The sequence below is a fragment of the Paenibacillus sp. YAE3 genome (genome assembly GCF_057546105.1).
The window spans coordinates 233,358-251,236 of the sequence record NZ_BAAIYF010000009.1 but is presented as its reverse complement, the minus strand read 5'-3'; the positions used below and the strand labels follow the sequence as shown (position 1 = coordinate 251,236).

Genomic DNA, 17,879 nt, shown 5'->3' with positions numbered 1-17,879 from the left:
AACCGCCATCTTTAACGTTCCGCGTAAATTCTTTTTACAGGGAGTTTTTTGGTGAGAGCGCCGGAAAACTGTTCATCCCCCTAACGCTTGGGTGTACAATGGAAGAGCGATTCGCACGGGAGAGCTTTGTTAAAGAAAGGAAGATGGGATGATGAGCAGTCGTATCGAACAATTGGAACAATCCATGAATGAAAAGGGATGGGACAGCCTGCTGGTGACCGATCCCAAACATGTATACTATTTGACCGGATTTGCCAGCGATCCGCATGAACGTTTTCTCGGCCTGCTGCTCGTTCGCGGCGAAGAGCCGACGCTGATCGTGCCGGCCCTGGACGCGGAAGCGGCAAACGCCGCATCCAGCGTCAAAAACATCGTGACCCACAGCGACACGGACAATCCGTATGAGCTGCTGCAGCGGCTGTTTAAAGGCAGCATCGGCACGCTCGGCATCGAGAAGGAACAGCTGACCGTCGCCCGTTACGAAGAGCTGTCCGCAGCCGTTTCGGCCAAGCAATACGCGGATATCGGCCCGCTGCTGCGCAGCATGCGCGTGAACAAATCGCCGGAAGAGATCAAACGGATGAAACACGCGATGGAACTGATCGAAGAGGTGCTGCGCCAAGGGCTGAGAAGCGTCAAAACCGGCGTGACCGAAATCGAAATCGTCGCCGAGCTGGAATACTTAATGAAGAAACTCGGTGCGCAGGGCCCTTCCTTCGAAACGATGGTCTTGTCCGGACCGAAAACGGCCTTGCCGCACGGCACGCCGGGAGACCGCAAAATCCAGCACGGCGACCTGCTGATGTTCGATATGGGGGTTTACGCGGACGGCTACGCCTCCGACATTACCCGCACGTTTGCGGTGGGAGACATCTCTCCGGAACTGAAAAAGATATACAACGCCGTATTAGAAGCCAACCTGCAGGGCATTCAAGCCATCAAACCGGGCGTGACGCTCGCGTCGGTGGACAAAGCGGCCCGGGATGCGATCGAAAACGCAGGCTACGGCCCGTATTTCCTGCATCGCCTCGGCCACGGCCTCGGCATGGATGTGCATGAATATCCTTCCGTGCACGGCAACAACGCCGATCTTGTGCAGCCCGGCATGGTGTTCACCGTCGAACCGGGCGTCTATGTCGCGGGCCTTGGCGGCGTGCGGATCGAAGACGACATTTTCGTGACGGACAACGGCGTGGAAGTGCTGACGTCCTATCCGAAAGAATTGACCATTCTCGAAGGCTGACCAAGCGTTTAGAGCACTCGTTCGCCGCTTGAAAAACAACAAAAAACCGGAATGCCTCATCCTTTTGGGATGCTGCATCCGGTTTTTTTATGCGTACAGAATGTATATGCTTTCGCCGACCGTTCAAGAGAAAAAGCTCGCAGTTACGATTGTGCCGGACGGTTTGCGCCAGGTTCCTCATCGGCAAACTTGAAGTCGCGGGCGATATACAAAAACGGCGTCCCCACGGCGGTCAAAATGAACTTGATGATATACGTCGTCAGGAAAACTTCCAGCCATACGGTCCACGTAAAACCTTCTCTTCCCGCAAACGCGATGACGCAAAAGACGAGCGTATCCACCAGCGAGCTGATCATCGTGCTGCCGTTGTTGCGGATCCAGAACTGATGGCGTTTGCCGTAAAACTTGCGGATCCAGCTGTACAGCTTCACGTCCAGGAACTGGCTCACGAAATACGCGGTCAAGCTTCCGAGCGCCAGACGCGGCATCAATCCGAAAATGCTTTGCAGCGCCTTCTGCATTTCGTCGTCCGCGCCGCCCATCGGCTTGAAATAAAGCGCCATCTGCATCAGCACCGTCGTGATGATCAGCGTAAAAAAGCCGAACCAGACGGCCTTCCGCGCCTCCTGCCTGCCGTATTTTTCGTTCAGCAGATCGCTGGTCATGTACAGGCTGACATACATCGTATTGCCCAGCGTCATGGCGATGCCGAACATTTCGATCGTTTTGGTCACCTGAATGTTGGCTACGACGGTGGCGACGCCGATCCAGGCGTACAGGCCTTTTTTGCCGAACAGCCGGTAACAGAGCAAGTACAGCGAAAAATTGACGAGTACGTACACGATACCCCAAAGCAAATTAAACATGATGTTTCCTCCTAGTTTTGATTACGCGGGATGGTTTCGAACCGCGGTTTCCGGGCGTCTTGGCCCAAAAACATGTTCTAATGTAACATAATTCGTCCCCTTGTGGCTATTGTTTTTTTCTGAAAAAACATGCGGGCAAAGCCGGGCGTGAACGAAAAAAAGAGCCCCGGCATCCGCCGAAGCTCCAAACCATCTATATGTCGGGATGTTGCAGGCAAGCCCTAGAGAGACCTCGTTCAACCTACGCACATGTTAAATCGAAGCGCCGCAAATCCCGGGAGAAGAACGTTCTGATTAAACGTTGACCGGATTATGCCTGGACGGCATGGTCCAGATCCACGTCCTTGTTGAAGACGTCATGGTCGTTCTCTTTCAAAATTTTGCTGGATACCAGCCCCGCGACCATCGAGTCGTTGACGTTCAGCGCCGTACGGCCCATGTCGATCAGCGGTTCAACCGAGATCAGGAGGCCGGCGAGCGCCACCGGAAGGTTCATCGTGGACAAGACGATCAGGGAAGCGAACGTCGCCCCGCCGCCTACGCCGGCAACGCCGAAGGAACTGATGACGACGATCAGGATCAACTGCACGATAAAGCTCCAGCTCAGCGGATCGATGCCGACCGTCGGCGCGATCATGCAGGCCAGCATGGCCGGGTAAATGCCGGCGCAGCCGTTTTGCCCGATCGTGGCCCCGAAGGTTGCGGACAGGTTGGCGATCCCTTCGGAGACGCCCAGCTTCTTCGTTTGCGTCTCCACGTTCAGCGGAATCGTCGCCGCGCTCGAACGGGAAGTGAAAGCGAAGGTCAGCGTCGGGAATACCTTTTTGACGTATTGCACCGGATTAAATCCGAAGAGAGCAACGATAATCAAGTGAATGATAAACATCACGATCAAAGCGACATAAGATGCAATGACGAATTTGATCAGCTTCAGAATTTCGTCGACGTTGGTGGTCGCCACCGTCTTCGTAATCAAGGCGAGGATGCCGTACGGCGTCAGCCTCAAGACGAGCGTTACGATCCTGAGTACCACCGCGTAGACCGCTTCAACCATTTTTCGGAAGGTGGCCGCCTGCTCCGGCTTTTTGCGGTCGATGCCGAGCACCGCCACACCAATGAACGCGGAGAAAATAACGACGGCCAGCGTGGACGAACGGCGCGCGCCCGTCATATCGGCGAACGGATTCGTCGGCACGAATTCCAGGATTTGCTGCGGAATCGTTTTATCCTGGACATCGCCAAGCTTCTGCTCCAGCTTCTGTCCCTGCTGCGCCTCGCGGTCGCCCGCTTTGATGTCGATGGCTTTCAGGTTAAAGCTGAGGCTGGTCGCGATACTTACCGCGGCTGCAATCGCTACGGTGATCAGCAGCACGGCGATGATCGAACCGCTCATTTTGCCGAGATTTTGTCTGCCCTTCAAATTCATGATGGCGGAAATGATCGAAACCATGATCAGCGGAATGACCACCATCTGCAGCAGGCCGACATAGCCGTAACCCGCCAAATTGAACCAGTCGACCGACTTCGATATCACTTTGGAATCGACGCCGAAAATCAACTGCAGTACGACGCCAAACACGACGCCGAGTCCGAGACCGGCAAACACGCGTTTCGTGAACGATACATGCTTTTTCTGCATCCACAGCAGAAGGCCGATCAAGGCCAGCATGACGATCACATTGACAACAACCCATAATGTGTTCATCTCTTTTATAGCACCCCTTGTTATTCTTAAGGCCCTTCAGCGTTCCCCGTCCGCAGGCGGAAATTGCTTGGCCTTTGATGATGTATGATGACTGGCCGAAAGCAAGCTTTAACGCCGGTAGAATCGGCAAGCTCCTCAATCAGCTTCGAAAGTGATTTTAAGTTTAGCACAATTCATAGTATTTGGATAGGATTAATTTTAGGACAATTTCGGGGATATGACGCAAAAAGAAGTCATCCCTTGTAATTTTGGATGACTTCTCCTCAGTTTTTTCCTATTTCGTTCAATTTATAACCGTATCCGCCGGTTTCTGCTTTTTTTATCCGAAGGCGGACATGCCCCGCAGGAACCTCGCATCTCATTTCATGCCGAGCAGCTTGTAAATCTCGTCCATGCTCACATGCCGTCTCACCGTTTCCGCGACGCGGTCGAATTCCCGTTCCTTTAGCGCTTGCACCGAAAAAGTCTCCGCCTCCCGCCGCAGCCCCTTCGCCGCGCGGATCGCATTCAGCCAGCTCCTGCGGAACCCGTCGTTATGGAAAATGCCGTGCACATACGTGCCCCACACCCGGCCGCTGGCCGTGCCGCATCCTTCCGCTTTGGCTTCCCCGCCGGACTCATGGATTTGGAAAAGCGGTTGGACCTTCAAATGACCGCTTTCAAGCACGGCGGTTCGTCCCATATGTATCTCGTAACCTTCTACCGTGAAAGATTCACGGCCTGGATCGCGTTCCAGGCGCAGCGGGCATTCCGGCAGCACTTGGCCGCTGACCCGCACCGTTCGTTTGTCTTCGGCAAAAACGGTGGCAAGCGGCAGATAGCCGAGGCCTTCCGTCTCCGCCGCATGCGGGTTTTCCAGCCCTGCCGGATCGGACAGCGTTCTGCCCAGCATCTGGTACCCGCCGCATATGCCGATGAGCTGGACCGTTTCGGACCGCATCGCCTCGGCAATCGCAGCTTCGAAGCCCTGCTCCCGGATGAACCTGAGATCGCCGATCGTGTTTTTCGTACCGGGCAAAACGATGACGTCCGGCTGCCCCAGCTCTGCGGATCGGCTGACGAAACGCACGGACACGCCGGCTTCTCCGCCGAGCGGATCGAAGTCCGTAAAATTGGAAATGCGCGGCGTGCGGATCACCGCAATATCGATGCCGCCGGAAGGCGCTTTTTCAGCCGCGGGCTGTTTTCGCTCTTCAAGTGCTACGGAGTCTTCCGCTTCCAATCGAAGATCATGGATATAGGGGATCACGCCAAGCACGGGAATGCCGGTCCGCTCCTCCAGCCAGTCCAGCCCCGGCTGCAGCAGCGACAGGTCCCCGCGGAACTTGTTGATGATAAATCCCTTGACGCGCGCACGTTCATGGGGCTCCAGCAGCTCCAGCGTGCCCACGAGGAAGGCGAACACGCCCCCGCGGTCGATGTCCGCCACCAGCACGACGGGCGCGTCCGCCCAGCCGGCCAAATTCATGTTGACGATATCCCGGTCTTTCAGGTTGATCTCGGCGGGGCTGCCCGCGCCTTCCATCACGACGATATCGTATGCGGAGCGCAAGCGTTCCAGCGCCTCCATGACGGTTGCTTTGGCCGTCGGCAAATACCGGCTGCGGTAGTCCGCCGCGCTCATATTCGCCAAAGGCCGGCCATGGACGACGATCTGGGAATGCATGTCGTGCGTCGGCTTGATCAGGATCGGATTCATGTCCGTCGTCGCTTCGATCCCGCACGCTTCGGCCTGCATGCCTTGAGCCCTCCCGATTTCCTTGCCGTCGGCCGTCACATAGGAATTCAGCGCCATGTTTTGCGATTTGAACGGAGCCGTGCGGAAGCCGTCCTGCACGAAGATCCGGCAGAGCGCGGCCGTAAGGACGCTTTTGCCCACATCCGAAGCTGTCCCTTGCAGCATCAGCACCGCCGCTTGTTTAACGCTCCCTGTTCCCTTGTCCTCCGTCACCTGCGGTTTCCTCCTCTATCTATATCCATTTATAACCGATACTGAATGATCGTAAGCACGAGCAGCAGCAGCGTTTCGATCCCCTCGTTCAGCGCGCCGTACGTGTCGCCGGTCAGGCCGCCGAGCTTGCGGGCCATGCGCCGCGCCGCCCACGTTCCCCCCGCCCAGGCTGCAAGAGGCAACGCCACCCAGGCCAGGCCTGCCTGCAAATATGTCCACTCCCCGATGCCGAGCAGCGGACAGAGCGCCGCCGCGGCTGCGGCAAGAAGAAGGGCCCCCGGCAGTGCCGCCAAACTGTGGCGTTTCTCCATGCCGTTAAAATTGCTGCCGGCGAGTCCTTTGTTGCCGCGGGCCATCGGCCACGACGCCATCGCATGCACCATAAACCACCGGCTCCAGACCGGCGGCAGCAGCAGCACGAGCGGCGGCAAGCCCCCGACCAGCAGCGAATAAAGCAGCGATGCCTTCAGCAGCAGAAGCAGCACGCAGGCCATGACGCCCATCGCGCCGACCCGGCTGTCCTTCATAATCTCCAGCATCTGCTCCCGCGGCCTGTAGCTCAAGAGCCCGTCCGCGGTGTCCATCCATCCGTCCAAATGCAGCCCGCCGGTCAAGGCAACCCACACGGCCAGCGTCAGCACCGCGGCAGGCAGCGGCGGAAGCAAGTACAGAGCAGCGGCCGCGACACACCATACCACCGCGCCAATCGCCGCGCCCGCAAGCGGATAATGGCGCGTGCTCCGCCGGAACAGCTCGGGCGTGTAATCCAGATGCGCTTTGACCGGAAACCGGGTCAGAAATTGAAAAGCCGCCGCCACGGCTTGCAGGCCCGGATTCATAACCGGTACTCCCTGCTTTTGAGTTCGATCGGGATGCCGACCGTCACCAGAAAGACCTGCTCGCAGACGCGGGCGACCGATTGGTTCAGAATTCCCGCGTAATCGCGGAACAATCTGCCCAGCGGATATTCCGGCACGATCCCGTCCCCGACTTCGTTCGTGACGAGCACGAGCGGCCCGGGGTAAGCTTGGACCGCTGCCACCAGCCGGTCGATGGCTTCCCGGATCGACCGCTCCAAATGTTCCTGTTCCTCCGCCGCCAAAATCACGTTGGTCAGCCACAACGTCAAGCAGTCCACCAGCACCGCCGGCGTTTCGGAGCCGGCATGCAGCGACGAAAGCAGCTCCGGCAGCTTCAGCGGCTCCTCCATCGTGTTCCAGCGGAATTCCGCCCGATCCCGCTGCTGCTTATGCAGGGCGATCCGCTGTTTCATCTCCGCGTCGAACGCTTGGGACGTCGCCACGTACACGGCCTCCTGCGCGTTCGCCATGATCCAACGCTCGGCAAACGAACTTTTCCCGCTCCTGGCCCCGCCGGTAACCAAAATGCCCATCGCCCTCACGCTCCGTTTCCGGAGATGCCGGCGCTTTCGAACGTCGCCATCTCGCTGACGATGCGGCAGGCCGCATCCACCAATGTAAGCCCAAGCACGCCGCCCGTTCCTTCGCCGATCCGCATGTCCAGATCGAGTCCGGGACGAAGATCCAGCGCCTCAAGCAGCTGGAGGTGCCCCTTCTCCTGGGAGATATGGGAGGCCACCATGTACCCGGCGGCTTCCGGGGAAATGACACGCGCCAAAAGCGCCGCGGCGCTTGAGATGAAGCCGTCGATCACGACCGGACAGCGGTTCGCCGCCGCGCCCAAAATCACCCCGATCAATCCGCCGATCTCGAGTCCCCCGACTTTGGCCAGTACGTCGATCGGATCCGCCGCATCCGGCGCATTCAGCTGCAAAGCTTTTTCAATGACTTCAATTTTATGCTTCAGCCGTTCATCATCAAGCCCCGTGCCGCGTCCGGCTGCTTTCGCCGGATCGGTGTTGGTCATGGCGCACATGACGGCGGCGCTGGCCGTCGTGTTGCCGATCCCCATTTCGCCGGTCACGAAAATGCCGACGCCGCGCCGAACCTCGTCTTCGACGATGCGGATGCCGGTCTCGATGGACCGGATCGCCTCTTCGCGCGTCATCGCGGGGCCTTTGGCCATGTTGGCCGTGCCGAAGCGGACTTTGCGGGAAACGAGCGCCGGATGGGAGATATCGTTATTGACGCCGATATCCACGCATACCACCTTCGCCCCTGCTTGGCGGGCAAGCACGTTAACCGCGGCGCCGCCTGACAGAAAGTTGTGGATCATCTGTGTCGTCACTTCCTGCGGAAATGCGCTGACCCCCTCTTCGCATACGCCGTGGTCCGCCGCCATAATGATGACCGCTTTTTTTTCGAACGAAGGTTTGATTCGTCCCGTAATGCCCGCCAGCTGAACGGCAAGCGATTCCAGCTTCCCCAAGGCGCCGGGAGGAACCGTCAAGTTCCCGATATGGGCCGCTGCCGCGCGCGAGGCTTCCATATCCGGCGCGGGGATTCGTTCCACATACTGCTCTAGAAAACCCATTAATTTCCCTCCTCCTTATTTCGCTTTAACGCTGCCTTGGACAAAAGAACCTGGGGCGCGCCATAGACGGGATGAGCCACGATGACGGGCTCCACGTCGTATACGGACCGGATCCGCTCCGATGTCAGCATGTCCTCCGGCGTCCCCATGCTGACGGCCCTTCCGTCACGCAGCACGAGCAGCTTGTCGCAATAAAGCGCAGCCAAATTGAGATCATGCAGCACGGCGACCACGGTGATCCCTGCCTCATCCCTCCACTTGGCCACAAGTTCCATAAACTGCTGCTGGTAATGAATATCCAAAAAGGTCGTCGGTTCGTCAAGCAGTAATATTTGCGGCTCTTGCGCCATGACCTGACCCAAGGCCACCCGCTGCCGCTGTCCGCCGCTCAATTCATCCACATGACGGTCCGCCAAATCAAGGAGATCGAGCTTCTCCATAATGCCGTCGATCATCACGTCCACGTTTTCTTTCGGGTCCTGCCCGAGCCAATTCAAGTAGGGGTGGCGGCCCATTTCCAGCACTTCGCGCACCCGGTAAGGAACAGGCATCATCCCTTCCTGCTGGAGGACGGCCATCATCCGCGACAACTCCTTGCGGCCGTAGTCTTCGACCTGCCGGCCCCGGATGCGGATCATCCCGGAGCTTGCGCGTTCCACGCCCGACAGCAGGCGCATCAGCGTCGATTTTCCGCTTCCGTTCGGACCGATGATCCCCCACCATTCGCCTTCCCGGACCGTCCAGTCCAATCCATGCAAGGCCGTGACGCCTCCATACGCCTTCCCTGCGCCGATGGCCTCGATCATGCGCCCATCCCCTTTCGCTGTTTCTTGCTGCGGTATAGCAAATAACCGAAAAACGGAGCTCCGACAAAGGCGGTCACGACGCCAAGCGGAATTTCGGTCGGCGCCAGCAGGGAGCGCGCGATCGTATCCGCCCAGACCATAAATATGCCGCCGCCGATCGCGGAAAGCGGCACGATCAGCCTGTAGTCGGAGCCCGCGATCAGCCGGACCACGTGCGGAATCACGAGCCCCACGAAACCGATCACGCCGGCCATCGAAACGGCTGCCGCCGTCAGCAGGGTGCTGACGAGCAGCACCGTAAGTTTGAGCCCTTCGACGTTCACGCCCAAATGCGCGGCCTGCCGCTCTCCGAGCGCCAGCAGGTTCAGCGAGCGGGCCCGGCTCCAAACGAGCAGGAACCCCGCCAGAAAATAAGGCAAAAGGATGGCCGTATACGACCATCCACGCAGGCTCAGGCTGCCCATTGTCCAATATAAAATTTCGTTGACCGTTTCCTTGGACATCGCGGTTAAAAACGAAACCACCGCTCCGAGAAAGGACTGCATCACGACGCCCGACAAAATGAGGCTGTTCGTCGGAATTTTGCCTCTTTCGCGGGCCAGCGCCATCACGCCCCACAACGTCAACGCTCCCGTGACAAAAGCGACCGCAGGCAGCGTCCACGCGCCGATCAGCGAATACTGCAAACCGAAAAAGATCAGCATCGACGCGCCGACGGCGGAACCCGAGGAGACGCCGAGCGTAAACGGATCGGCGAGCGGATTGCGCAGCACGCCTTGAAAGCCGGAGCCTGCCACCGCCAGCGCGGCCCCGACCAGCATGCCCAGCAGCACGCGAGGCAGTCGCACCTTAAGGATGATTTGCTCAAACGACGGATCCCACGTCGGATGAATGAGACCGGAAACTCCCGGCAGACGGTGAAGCACGATCAACGCGATATCCTTCACCGGCAGCGCGACCGAGCCGATCCCCAGACAGACCAGCAGGGTCAGCACCAGCAGCGCCAGGCCGATCCCTCCGTAACCTGCCAGCTTTTTGCTCATTATTTAAACAACTCCGGATAAATGGCTTTGGCAACCTCTTGCAGGCCTTGCGTCACGCGCGGGCCCGGACGGCTGAGCAGGTTGTCGTCTAGTCCGATGACCGCTCCGTTTTTGACGGCCGTAATTTGATCCCAGCCGCTGCGGCCTTTGATGATGTCGCCCAAGCCTTTTTTCGTTTTATCGTCGACCACGCTTTTGGCATACAAAATGACGTCGGGATTATCTTTAATGATCTTCTCTTCGCTGATTTCATTCCAGCCCTGCGTGTCCGCGGCCACGTTGATTCCCCCGGCCAAGTTGATCAGCTCATCCATAAACTCGCCTTTTCCGACGGTCCAGCCCGGGGAAAACTCGATGTACACTTTTTTCTTCTTGTCGCCGGACAAGGATTTGACGGCCTCGACGACTTTGTTTTCTTCTGCTTTCATCTGGTCGACCACTTTTTGGGCTTCGGCCTGATGATCGGTGATTTTGCCGTACGTTTCGATATTTTGAATGACGTCGTCCACCGTTTTCGGATCGGTTTTGAAAATCTTGATGCCGAGCCCGCGCATTTTTTTGACCGCTTCCTCGCTCATGGAAATGCCCGTAAAAACGATATCCGGCTGGGCCGCGATGATCGCTTCCTCGTTCGGCTTCATGATGCCGCCCATTTTCGGCTTGCTTTTGGCCTCTTCGGGATAATCGTCAAAATCGGATACGCCGACGATTTCGTTCCCGAGCCCGATCGCAAACAGCGCTTCGGTTTCGGCCGGCGACACCGACACGATTTTTTTCGGGGCTTCGTTGAACGTAAAGGATTCGCCCGTCGCGTCCTGCAGCGTAAGCGGGTACGTCGTTTTCAGGCTGTCCGTCTGCGTTTGCTGCTGGGAGGCCTCCTGCTCCTGCTTGGCAGGCTCCTGAGGCGCGGATTGTTCCTTGCTGCCGCAAGCCGCAAGCGATAACGCGAGCAGCAAAGCCGCAAGGCCGGTGGACCATCTTTTGATAGACAAATTCATGTACTGTTCTCTCCTCTATGGGTTCTTTTTCTTTGACGCACAAGAGGCCTGGCAATAGAACGTTCATGAATGCGGCTTTGACGGTACCTCGCGAAAGTTTATCCTTGCTGATATCATCAAAAAAACCCTGATTCTTATCGTCAAAGAACCAGGGATCACGTTGCCTGCCGCATCTTGCGGAAAAACCGCGGGGACGGGCAGGCACACCTCATGGGCGAATGGCATGAATGCCTTCCGCCGGTAAGTGCTGCAACGTAATCCTTTTCCTCGAAGGACCGTCATTAAGCTCATGAGGCAGGTCTCCTGACTTACAGGCGGGGCGATATCGTCCCGGCCTTCCCATCCCGCCTTCGTGGCGGAACAGTGGCATATCGGGACATACCTGTTTTACAGTGGCGGGACCGTGCCGGATTTGCACCGGCTTCCCTTTTCACCCGAAGAAGCGGCGCTGCGCCGCTTTCCGGGACCTCATCAGCGTTCATTATTCATTTATTCCAGGCAATGCATCTCTAGTTGTTGATTATAGGGGAAGATGGAAGAGGTGACAATCTGATTTTGAGAGAATCGTTCGCGCCGACCGCCTCAAGCCAACGAGCCATTACGGTGTTCAGTGCGGAATCCGTTTATGGCCGGGCGTGGTTTCCTTACGTCAAACACTCCCAAGCTCCGCGCCGCTCCAGCCTTCCTCCGTCCGTTCCAGCGTCAGGACAAGCAGGTTTCCGGGTTCGATGCGGATATCCCAAAAAGCGACGGCGTGCATAAACACATGTACGATCTGCCGGATGACCCCGCCATGCGCCACAAGCAGGACGGGAGCGGACTCCCCGTGTTCAGGCGCTCCTGTTTCCGCTTCCTGCAGCATGCCTGCCAAAAACTTGGCGATTCGGCTTTCAAAAGCCTCCCAAGATTCGCCTTGCGGCGGGGTAGCATGTTTCGGATCGTCCAGCCATTGCCGGTACAAGGCGATATCCTTGAGCTGGTCGTAGGTGTGCCCTTCCCACGCGCCAAAATCCATTTCGCGCAAGCGGGAATCGTACACCGCTTTTTCGATCAAGTCCGGACGCACCTCGCGCAAACTTTCCCGGCACCGCGACAAATCGCTGCAATAGATCATGCCGAAGCTCCGGTCCCGCAGCTTTTCGCGGACGGCAGCCAGCTCGTCCCTGCCCCGAGGGCTAAGGCCGATGTCGGTGTGCCCCAAATATCGTTTCTCTTCGTTCCACGGCGTTGAACCATGTCTCATCAAAACGATCTCCAGCCGCTTTATGTCCATAACGCGCCTCCCGCCGCCCAAACGGCCAGCAAAGCCAGCAGGACGAACAACACCGAGACGGTCAAAAGCAGCCGGTTAGCCAGCAAAATGTCGCGGGATTCCATCGGTCTGAGCGCGTCTCCCATATAGGCCCTGAACGATTCGACGCCATGGTATACGTTGACCCCGCCGAGCCGAATCCCGAGCGCGCCCGCGACGGTCGATTCGGGAAAGCCGCTGTTCGGGCTCGGGTGCTTTCGCGCATCCCGGCGCATCGTGAGCCAGGCTCTGCGCCCATTCATCCGGAGAAAAAAAGCCGACACGGTAAGCAGCAGCGCCGTCAATCTTGCCGGAATCCAGTTGGCGATGTCGTCGAGCCGGGCCGAAGCCCAGCCGAGGTGAATGTATTTTTCGTTTTTGTAGCCGACCATCGAATCGAGGGTGTTCACCGCACGGTACGCCATGGCCAGCGGGGCTCCGCCGATCAGCGCATACAGCAGCGGGGAAATGACCGCATCCACGATGTTTTCGGCGACCGTTTCGACGGTCCCCCGGACGATCTCCGGATCGTCCAAATGCGAGGTTTCGCGCCCGACGATCATGCCGAGGCTCCGGCGCGCCGCCGTCAGATCGCCGGAAGCGAGATGACGGTACACCTCCATCCCCGCATCCTTCAGCCCTTTAACGGCAATCGTCGTGGCGATCAGCACCGCCTCCGCCGCCCAGCCAAGCCAGGGATGGATCGCGTTTAGTACCTTGAGCAGCGCCCAAGTGACAACCAATGCCCCCCCGGCGACAACGACAGGCAGCAGGATTCCCGCCAGCTTGAATTGTTCAGGCCGGAATTGCCGGCGAATCCCATTCTCCATGGCTTTGATCGCCTTGCCCATCTGAATGACGGGATGCGGAATCCAGCGCGGGTCGCCGATCAGCAGATCCAATGCAAAAGCCCCGGCCAACACGGCCATCGCCGTTATTGCCGCTCCGCCCATGCCGTCAGCAAAGCCTCCTTCACCGCGCCGTACACCGCGCGTCCCACCATGCCGCCGAGAGCGGTGGCCGTCCCCGCATACATATGCTCCACGGGATACGCTGCGCTTTGGCTCACCCCGAGCATGATCGCATCTGAGGTCGTTCCCGTGGCCACAAGCCCGTTCTCCGCATCGCGCACGTCAAGGTCGGCGAGAGCGGCCGCCTTCGCTTCCACCGCCGTCATGATCGTATTGACCATCGCCGCCTGGGTCAGCTTCGCATCGATCATCAGCATGATGTTCACCGTTCCGGGGCGATACGCCGGATAGGTCGTCCGTTCCGAGCCCGCTTTGGCGGCATTGGAGGTTCCGGCGGTCACGCAGCATAAGACGGCAGCCTCCCCGTTGTGCTCCTCCATAACCGAAGCGTGCTTCAGCTGAACCGCGGTCAGAAGCCCGGCGGTCGTATCCACGGGGTATCGCCATTCCCGCAGCCAATCGGCCACGTCGCGCACCGGGTCAGAGCAATCGTAATGTTTGTCCACATAAATGTTGGCCATTCTGCGCAGCCGCGCCACGCCCCCGCCGTACACCGCGCTTCCCATCGCGTCGAACGGTCCCGGCGCCTGAAGCAGCAGATGCCGCTCCCCTTTCCGAAGCACGAGCCCCGGCCAAACGTTTGATGCGTATTCAGTTTCTTTTTCGGTCAAAAAAGGTGTTGCCAAACCGCTTCCCCCTTAGATTGTATCTCTTTATTTTTCCAGTCCTCGTTCAAAAATCCCTATTGATAGACACGGCTTCGGCCGCAGGTTTTCACCCGTCAAAACGCCTCCGATCCGCCTACGGACCGGCAATCGCAGCCCGCTAAAGCCAATCGCAACGCTTGAAAAGTTACCTTCCCTTTAGCTGATCATCTTAATTTCCCCAAATTTTCTTTGGCTTCTCAGCTGCCCTCGATCCAGGGTGGCGTTCCGGCGATGACCTCTCCCATGACGTCCAACAGCCGCGTATTGTCCGCATGCGTTTTGACCGCAACCCGGATATGCTCTCGACCCAGCCCGGGGTACATGGCGCAGCTTCGGATCAGCACGCCCCGCCGGCCCATTTCCGTTTGCATCTTCTCCGCCGTCCATGGAGCCGGAAGGCCCGCCAGCAGAAAATTCGCTTCTCCCTCGGTCACGTCGCAGCCCAGCTTCCTTAACCCCGCGGCCAACAATCCTCTTTGTTCCGTGATGAGATTGATCGTATCCCGCTCGTAACCTTCGCCGCTTTGCAAACAGGCTTCCCCGGCAAGCAGCGCCAACCCGTTCACGCTCCACGTGACCTGCTTGCCGGTCATGGCCTGCACCAGATCCGGATGCGCCGCGGCAAACCCGAGCCGCAGGCCCGGAATCGCGTAAAACTTCGTCATCGAACGGACCAGCATCGTCCGCGGATACCGGGCAAGCTCCGGCAGCAGCGTCTGCCGGTCCTTGTCCGGTATAAAATCGATAAACGCCTCGTCGATCACCAAATAGGTGCCGCAGCGCTCCGCCGCGTCTGCCAAACGGCGCAAAACTTCCATATCGTATTGGATTCCGTTCGGATTGTTGGGCTGGCCGATAAACAGCAGATCGACGGCTCGCAGCAGCTTTTCGATCCCATCGGCCTCGGCCCTCCATCCGTTGTCACGCGTGCCGTACACCGACTGCACTTCGGCCCCGAACTGCTTCGACAACTGCCGGTATTCCGAAAAACAAGGTTCGACGATCCCCACCTTCCGGGGACGCAGCGCCAGCAAAATGAGCGCCATGCACTCCGCCGCCCCGTTGCCGATGCACAGCTGCTCCGGCCGAACGCCCAAACGGACGCTCAGCAGCTCTTTCAGCCCCCGGTGCCCCGGGTCGGGATAACGAATGACCGCAGACAGCGCGTCCCGCAGCTTCACCATGACGCCGGGAGGCGGCCCCAGCGGGTTGATGTTGGCGCTGAAATCCAAAAAAGCGCCCCGGCCGTAAGTTTCCGCAGCGCTTTCCAAATCCCCGCCATGCCCGTATCTTTCCAGCATATGCTGCACTCCTGTCTGTTCACCCTAATTGAATCCATTATGGCGTCAATGTTTTTGCGGCGTCAATGCAAATTCTTTTTTGTTTCTTGCAATCGATTGGTTTACAATAGATTCGTAAGCTGCTTTGGATTTTGCGAAAGCCGGTTTAAGCCGCATTCGGGCTATGTTTTTAGGGAGGTTGCAGGCGCGTTTGGCGTATGTATCCAAAAAGATCCCGGCGAAGCTCGTTTTTCATTTTGCAAAAACCAAAGAGATCGAATACAGGCCTTTAAACGGAGGAGTCAAGCCATGCTGTTTATCGATAACCAAGGCATCACCGACCCGGCCATCAACCTGGCCATCGAGGAATTTACCCTTAAGCATTTGCCGATGGAGGAAGACAGTTACCTGCTGTTCTACATCAACCGTCCTTCCATCATTATCGGCAAGCATCAAAATACGATCGAAGAGATCAACCAGGAATACGTCAGAGACCACAATATCCAGGTGGTGCGGCGGCTTTCCGGCGGGGGCGCGGTTTATCACGACCTCGGCAACCTGAACTTCAGCTTCATTACCAAAGACGACGGCCAGTCCTTCCACAACTTCCTGAAGTTTACCCAGCCGGTGATCGACGCGCTGCGCAGCATGGGGGTGAATGCCGAACTCAGCGGCCGCAACGACCTGCAGGTCGGAGAGCAAAAAATTTCCGGCAACGCCCAGTTCGCCACCCGGGGCCGGATGTTCAGCCACGGCACGCTCATGTTCAACCTGAACCTGGATGACGTCCAAGCTTCCTTGAACGCCAATCCGGAAAAATTCAAATCCAAAAGCACCAAATCCGTCCGCAGCCGCGTCGCCAACATCAGCGACCTGATGGACCACAAAATGACGATCGAGGAATTCCGCTCCGAACTGCTGCGTGCCATTTTCAACATGGATCCGAAAGACGTGCCGCAATATCGTCTGACCGAAGCCGATTGGGAAAAGATCAACCAAATCTCCAAAGAGCGGTACCAAAACTGGGAATGGAACTACGGCCAATCGCCGGAATCGAACGTCAAACATACGAAACGTTTCCCCGTCGGCATCATCGACATCCGGATGGACATCAAGGACGCGCGCATTCAGAACATCAAAATCTACGGCGACTTTTTCGGCGTGGGCGACGTGGCCGACATCGAGGACAAGCTGCGCGGCAAACGTTACGAAGAGTCCGAAGTTCGTGAAGCCCTTCAAGGCATCGATATTAACCATTACTTCGGCAATATCGAAATGGACGACTTCATCGGGCTCGTCTTTTTGGAAGATTAAACTTAGGCGATTACGCTTTTTAAACATAACTGCAAAAAAAAAAACAGCATCTTGCTTCCGGCAAGGATGCTGTTTTTTATTATTACGGGGCAATTACAATTCTTCATTGAAATCGTCCGTTCGCCCCGGGCAGCTCAGGATAGGATCATTCCTCTGCTGCCGGCATGAGCGCTTGGGCAGTTTCGATGCTCCGAGCATAAGCCCCGACTTCGGGTGCTCGTGGCTCCGGTATTCGTTGATTTTCCTCCTGCCGTCGCCCGCCTTGTAGCCGTTGATTTCAAGCCGTTACGCGCCAAGCGCCGTGGCGTACGCTCGGGCACGGACGATCCCTCCATCCAACCGGAAGCCGCTTGCAGCACATGCCTCTCCCCTTGGCCCGCCTCCAGCCTCCAGCTCTGTCTCGGCCGGATCGGCCCGATGCCGAGCGGACTCTTCATATATTCGCATCTCACATCATAAACGCGCAACCTCACGGACTGCTCCTTCTTCGCCCCATGTATCCTTTTCCTGTCTCTGGTATATTGAACCAAACAACATAAAAAATGAGGCATTCATTGCATTCGAATAGGGGATACCGGATCGCGGATTAAACCAGTCATCTCAGGCCCTGAACGGACATCATCAAAAAAGAGACCATTTGGCTAATGGCAACCATTGGAATGGACTGGGGTTTATTATGATCTCAATCGTCCAATAATAGAATTAGGCAAATTATGCGTGTAAAAAACAGGAAGGGTCAATTCTAATGGTCTATATTTTTGTGTTTTTTTTATTGCTGATCGCTGCATCCTTTTCAGTCTCTAAAAATTTAAGCAGGATCGAGATTTACGCTACTTCCTTCTTTGCCTACTCGTTTGGTCTCACAACGGATATGGTGCTCGATCTGCATTATAACCTTTACGGTTATCTCTCCCCCGGCTTTCAGTGGCTGGCCTTGTTGGGAATTCTAATGTATATTCCTTCCATTAGCTTTCTGTTCCTGAACTTTTTTCCTGTGCATGGGAAATTGCTGTCCAAAATCACTTATATCTTGGTCTGGTCGGCGTTTTCAACCGGCTTTGAGTGGCTCACGTTGCAGACCGACTTTTTTTATTACAATGGTTGGAAACTGTGGTATTCCGCTTTATTGTATCCCTTTATTTTCTGGATTCTTGTCTGTAATCTGAGTTTCGTGAAAAAGCAGATCGATCATAGTCAAGAACGGTAGAAGTATGCAATTTATCTGGAATTATGCGACTTTTAAATGGACA

16 protein-coding genes and 1 riboswitch are annotated in these 17,879 nt (G+C 57.0%); of the genes, 3 read left to right on the top strand and 13 right to left on the bottom strand.

The annotated features are described in order from the left end of the window. Positions 1–151 precede the first annotated feature (151 nt). On the top strand, positions 152–1,243 hold the full coding sequence (locus AC27KL_RS19010) for a M24 family metallopeptidase (RefSeq protein ID WP_487170664.1): 1,092 nt from the start codon (positions 152–154) through the stop codon (positions 1,241–1,243). Between the two features lie 143 nt (positions 1,244–1,386). Here AC27KL_RS19010 and AC27KL_RS19005 read toward each other — a convergent pair whose 3' ends face one another. The 13 genes from AC27KL_RS19005 to cobD form a co-directional block, all read right to left on the bottom strand. Further along, positions 1,387–2,109 (bottom strand): queuosine precursor transporter, encoded by a 723-nt coding sequence (locus AC27KL_RS19005; protein WP_487170663.1) that lies wholly within the window; start codon positions 2,107–2,109, stop codon positions 1,387–1,389. 310 nt (positions 2,110–2,419) lie between these two features. Beyond that, entirely contained in the window at positions 2,420–3,814 is a 1,395-nt protein-coding gene (locus AC27KL_RS19000) for an L-cystine transporter (RefSeq protein WP_212952801.1), read from the bottom strand. 358 nt (positions 3,815–4,172) lie between these two features. Further along, the gene (locus tag AC27KL_RS18995) at positions 4,173–5,717 is read right to left on the bottom strand and encodes a cobyric acid synthase (RefSeq protein WP_487170707.1); all 1,545 of its coding nucleotides are present in this window, start codon (positions 5,715–5,717) and stop codon (positions 4,173–4,175) included. Between the two features lie 77 nt (positions 5,718–5,794). After that, positions 5,795–6,604 (bottom strand): adenosylcobinamide-GDP ribazoletransferase, encoded by an 810-nt coding sequence (gene cobS, locus AC27KL_RS18990; RefSeq protein ID WP_487170662.1) that lies wholly within the window; start codon positions 6,602–6,604, stop codon positions 5,795–5,797. After that, the gene (gene cobU, locus AC27KL_RS18985) at positions 6,601–7,158 is read right to left on the bottom strand and encodes a bifunctional adenosylcobinamide kinase/adenosylcobinamide-phosphate guanylyltransferase (RefSeq protein ID WP_487170661.1); all 558 of its coding nucleotides are present in this window, start codon (positions 7,156–7,158) and stop codon (positions 6,601–6,603) included. The genes cobS and cobU overlap by 4 nt, the downstream gene beginning before the upstream one ends. Positions 7,159–7,163: 5 nt before the next feature. After that, complete coding sequence (gene cobT, locus AC27KL_RS18980) at positions 7,164–8,219, bottom strand: nicotinate-nucleotide--dimethylbenzimidazole phosphoribosyltransferase (protein WP_487170660.1); 1,056 nt, start codon at positions 8,217–8,219, stop codon at positions 7,164–7,166. After that, entirely contained in the window at positions 8,219–9,025 is an 807-nt protein-coding gene (locus tag AC27KL_RS18975; RefSeq protein WP_339322153.1) for an ABC transporter ATP-binding protein, read from the bottom strand. The genes cobT and AC27KL_RS18975 overlap by 1 nt, the downstream gene beginning before the upstream one ends. Continuing rightward, entirely contained in the window at positions 9,022–10,068 is a 1,047-nt protein-coding gene (locus AC27KL_RS18970; protein WP_339322154.1) for a FecCD family ABC transporter permease, read from the bottom strand. Before AC27KL_RS18970 ends, AC27KL_RS18975 begins: the two co-directional genes overlap by 4 nt. Beyond that, positions 10,068–11,066: an ABC transporter substrate-binding protein gene (locus AC27KL_RS18965; RefSeq protein WP_487170659.1), complete on the bottom strand. Its 999-nt coding sequence runs from the start codon at positions 11,064–11,066 to the stop codon at positions 10,068–10,070. Before AC27KL_RS18965 ends, AC27KL_RS18970 begins: the two co-directional genes overlap by 1 nt. 276 nt (positions 11,067–11,342) lie before the next feature. After that, positions 11,343–11,552, bottom strand: a riboswitch (cobalamin riboswitch). A gap of 163 nt (positions 11,553–11,715) precedes the next feature. Next, on the bottom strand, positions 11,716–12,339 hold the full coding sequence (locus tag AC27KL_RS18960; RefSeq protein WP_487170658.1) for a histidine phosphatase family protein: 624 nt from the start codon (positions 12,337–12,339) through the stop codon (positions 11,716–11,718). Continuing rightward, on the bottom strand, positions 12,330–13,295 hold the full coding sequence (gene cbiB / locus AC27KL_RS18955) for an adenosylcobinamide-phosphate synthase CbiB (protein ID WP_487170706.1): 966 nt from the start codon (positions 13,293–13,295) through the stop codon (positions 12,330–12,332). The genes AC27KL_RS18960 and cbiB overlap by 10 nt, the downstream gene beginning before the upstream one ends. After that, positions 13,292–14,014: an adenosylcobinamide amidohydrolase gene (locus AC27KL_RS18950; protein WP_487170657.1), complete on the bottom strand. Its 723-nt coding sequence runs from the start codon at positions 14,012–14,014 to the stop codon at positions 13,292–13,294. The genes cbiB and AC27KL_RS18950 overlap by 4 nt, the downstream gene beginning before the upstream one ends. 218 nt (positions 14,015–14,232) lie before the next feature. Continuing rightward, positions 14,233–15,336 carry a threonine-phosphate decarboxylase CobD gene (cobD, locus tag AC27KL_RS18945; protein WP_487170656.1) on the bottom strand — a complete coding sequence of 368 codons (1,104 nt, stop codon included), beginning with the start codon at positions 15,334–15,336 and terminating at the stop codon, positions 14,233–14,235. Between the two features lie 288 nt (positions 15,337–15,624). Between cobD and lplA the strand changes: the two genes are divergently transcribed. Both lplA and AC27KL_RS18935 read left to right on the top strand, forming a co-directional pair. Further along, on the top strand, positions 15,625–16,629 hold the full coding sequence (gene lplA / locus AC27KL_RS18940; RefSeq protein ID WP_487170655.1) for a lipoate--protein ligase: 1,005 nt from the start codon (positions 15,625–15,627) through the stop codon (positions 16,627–16,629). 745 nt (positions 16,630–17,374) lie between these two features. After that, positions 17,375–17,836: a CBO0543 family protein gene (locus AC27KL_RS18935; RefSeq protein ID WP_487170654.1), complete on the top strand. Its 462-nt coding sequence runs from the start codon at positions 17,375–17,377 to the stop codon at positions 17,834–17,836. The last annotated feature ends 43 nt before the right edge of the window (positions 17,837–17,879 follow it).

What these genes read in the sequence shown, in the direction of transcription:
- AC27KL_RS19010 (WP_487170664.1), top strand. Translation starts at nt 152, where the DNA reads ATGAGCAGTCGTATCGAACAATTGGAACAATCCATGAATGAAAAGGGA.
- AC27KL_RS19005 (WP_487170663.1), bottom strand. Translation starts at nt 2,109, where the DNA reads ATGTTTAATTTGCTTTGGGGTATCGTGTACGTACTCGTCAATTTTTCG.
- AC27KL_RS19000 (WP_212952801.1), bottom strand. Translation starts at nt 3,814, where the DNA reads ATGAACACATTATGGGTTGTTGTCAATGTGATCGTCATGCTGGCCTTG.
- AC27KL_RS18995 (WP_487170707.1), bottom strand. Translation starts at nt 5,717, where the DNA reads ATGCTGCAAGGGACAGCTTCGGATGTGGGCAAAAGCGTCCTTACGGCC.
- cobS (WP_487170662.1), bottom strand. Translation starts at nt 6,604, where the DNA reads ATGAATCCGGGCCTGCAAGCCGTGGCGGCGGCTTTTCAATTTCTGACC.
- cobU (WP_487170661.1), bottom strand. Translation starts at nt 7,158, where the DNA reads ATGGGCATTTTGGTTACCGGCGGGGCCAGGAGCGGGAAAAGTTCGTTT.
- cobT (WP_487170660.1), bottom strand. Translation starts at nt 8,219, where the DNA reads ATGGGTTTTCTAGAGCAGTATGTGGAACGAATCCCCGCGCCGGATATG.
- AC27KL_RS18975 (WP_339322153.1), bottom strand. Translation starts at nt 9,025, where the DNA reads ATGATCGAGGCCATCGGCGCAGGGAAGGCGTATGGAGGCGTCACGGCC.
- AC27KL_RS18970 (WP_339322154.1), bottom strand. Translation starts at nt 10,068, where the DNA reads ATGAGCAAAAAGCTGGCAGGTTACGGAGGGATCGGCCTGGCGCTGCTG.
- AC27KL_RS18965 (WP_487170659.1), bottom strand. Translation starts at nt 11,066, where the DNA reads ATGAATTTGTCTATCAAAAGATGGTCCACCGGCCTTGCGGCTTTGCTG.
- AC27KL_RS18960 (WP_487170658.1), bottom strand. Translation starts at nt 12,339, where the DNA reads ATGGACATAAAGCGGCTGGAGATCGTTTTGATGAGACATGGTTCAACG.
- cobD (WP_487170656.1), bottom strand. Translation starts at nt 15,336, where the DNA reads ATGCTGGAAAGATACGGGCATGGCGGGGATTTGGAAAGCGCTGCGGAA.
- lplA (WP_487170655.1), top strand. Translation starts at nt 15,625, where the DNA reads ATGCTGTTTATCGATAACCAAGGCATCACCGACCCGGCCATCAACCTG.
- AC27KL_RS18935 (WP_487170654.1), top strand. Translation starts at nt 17,375, where the DNA reads ATGGTCTATATTTTTGTGTTTTTTTTATTGCTGATCGCTGCATCCTTT.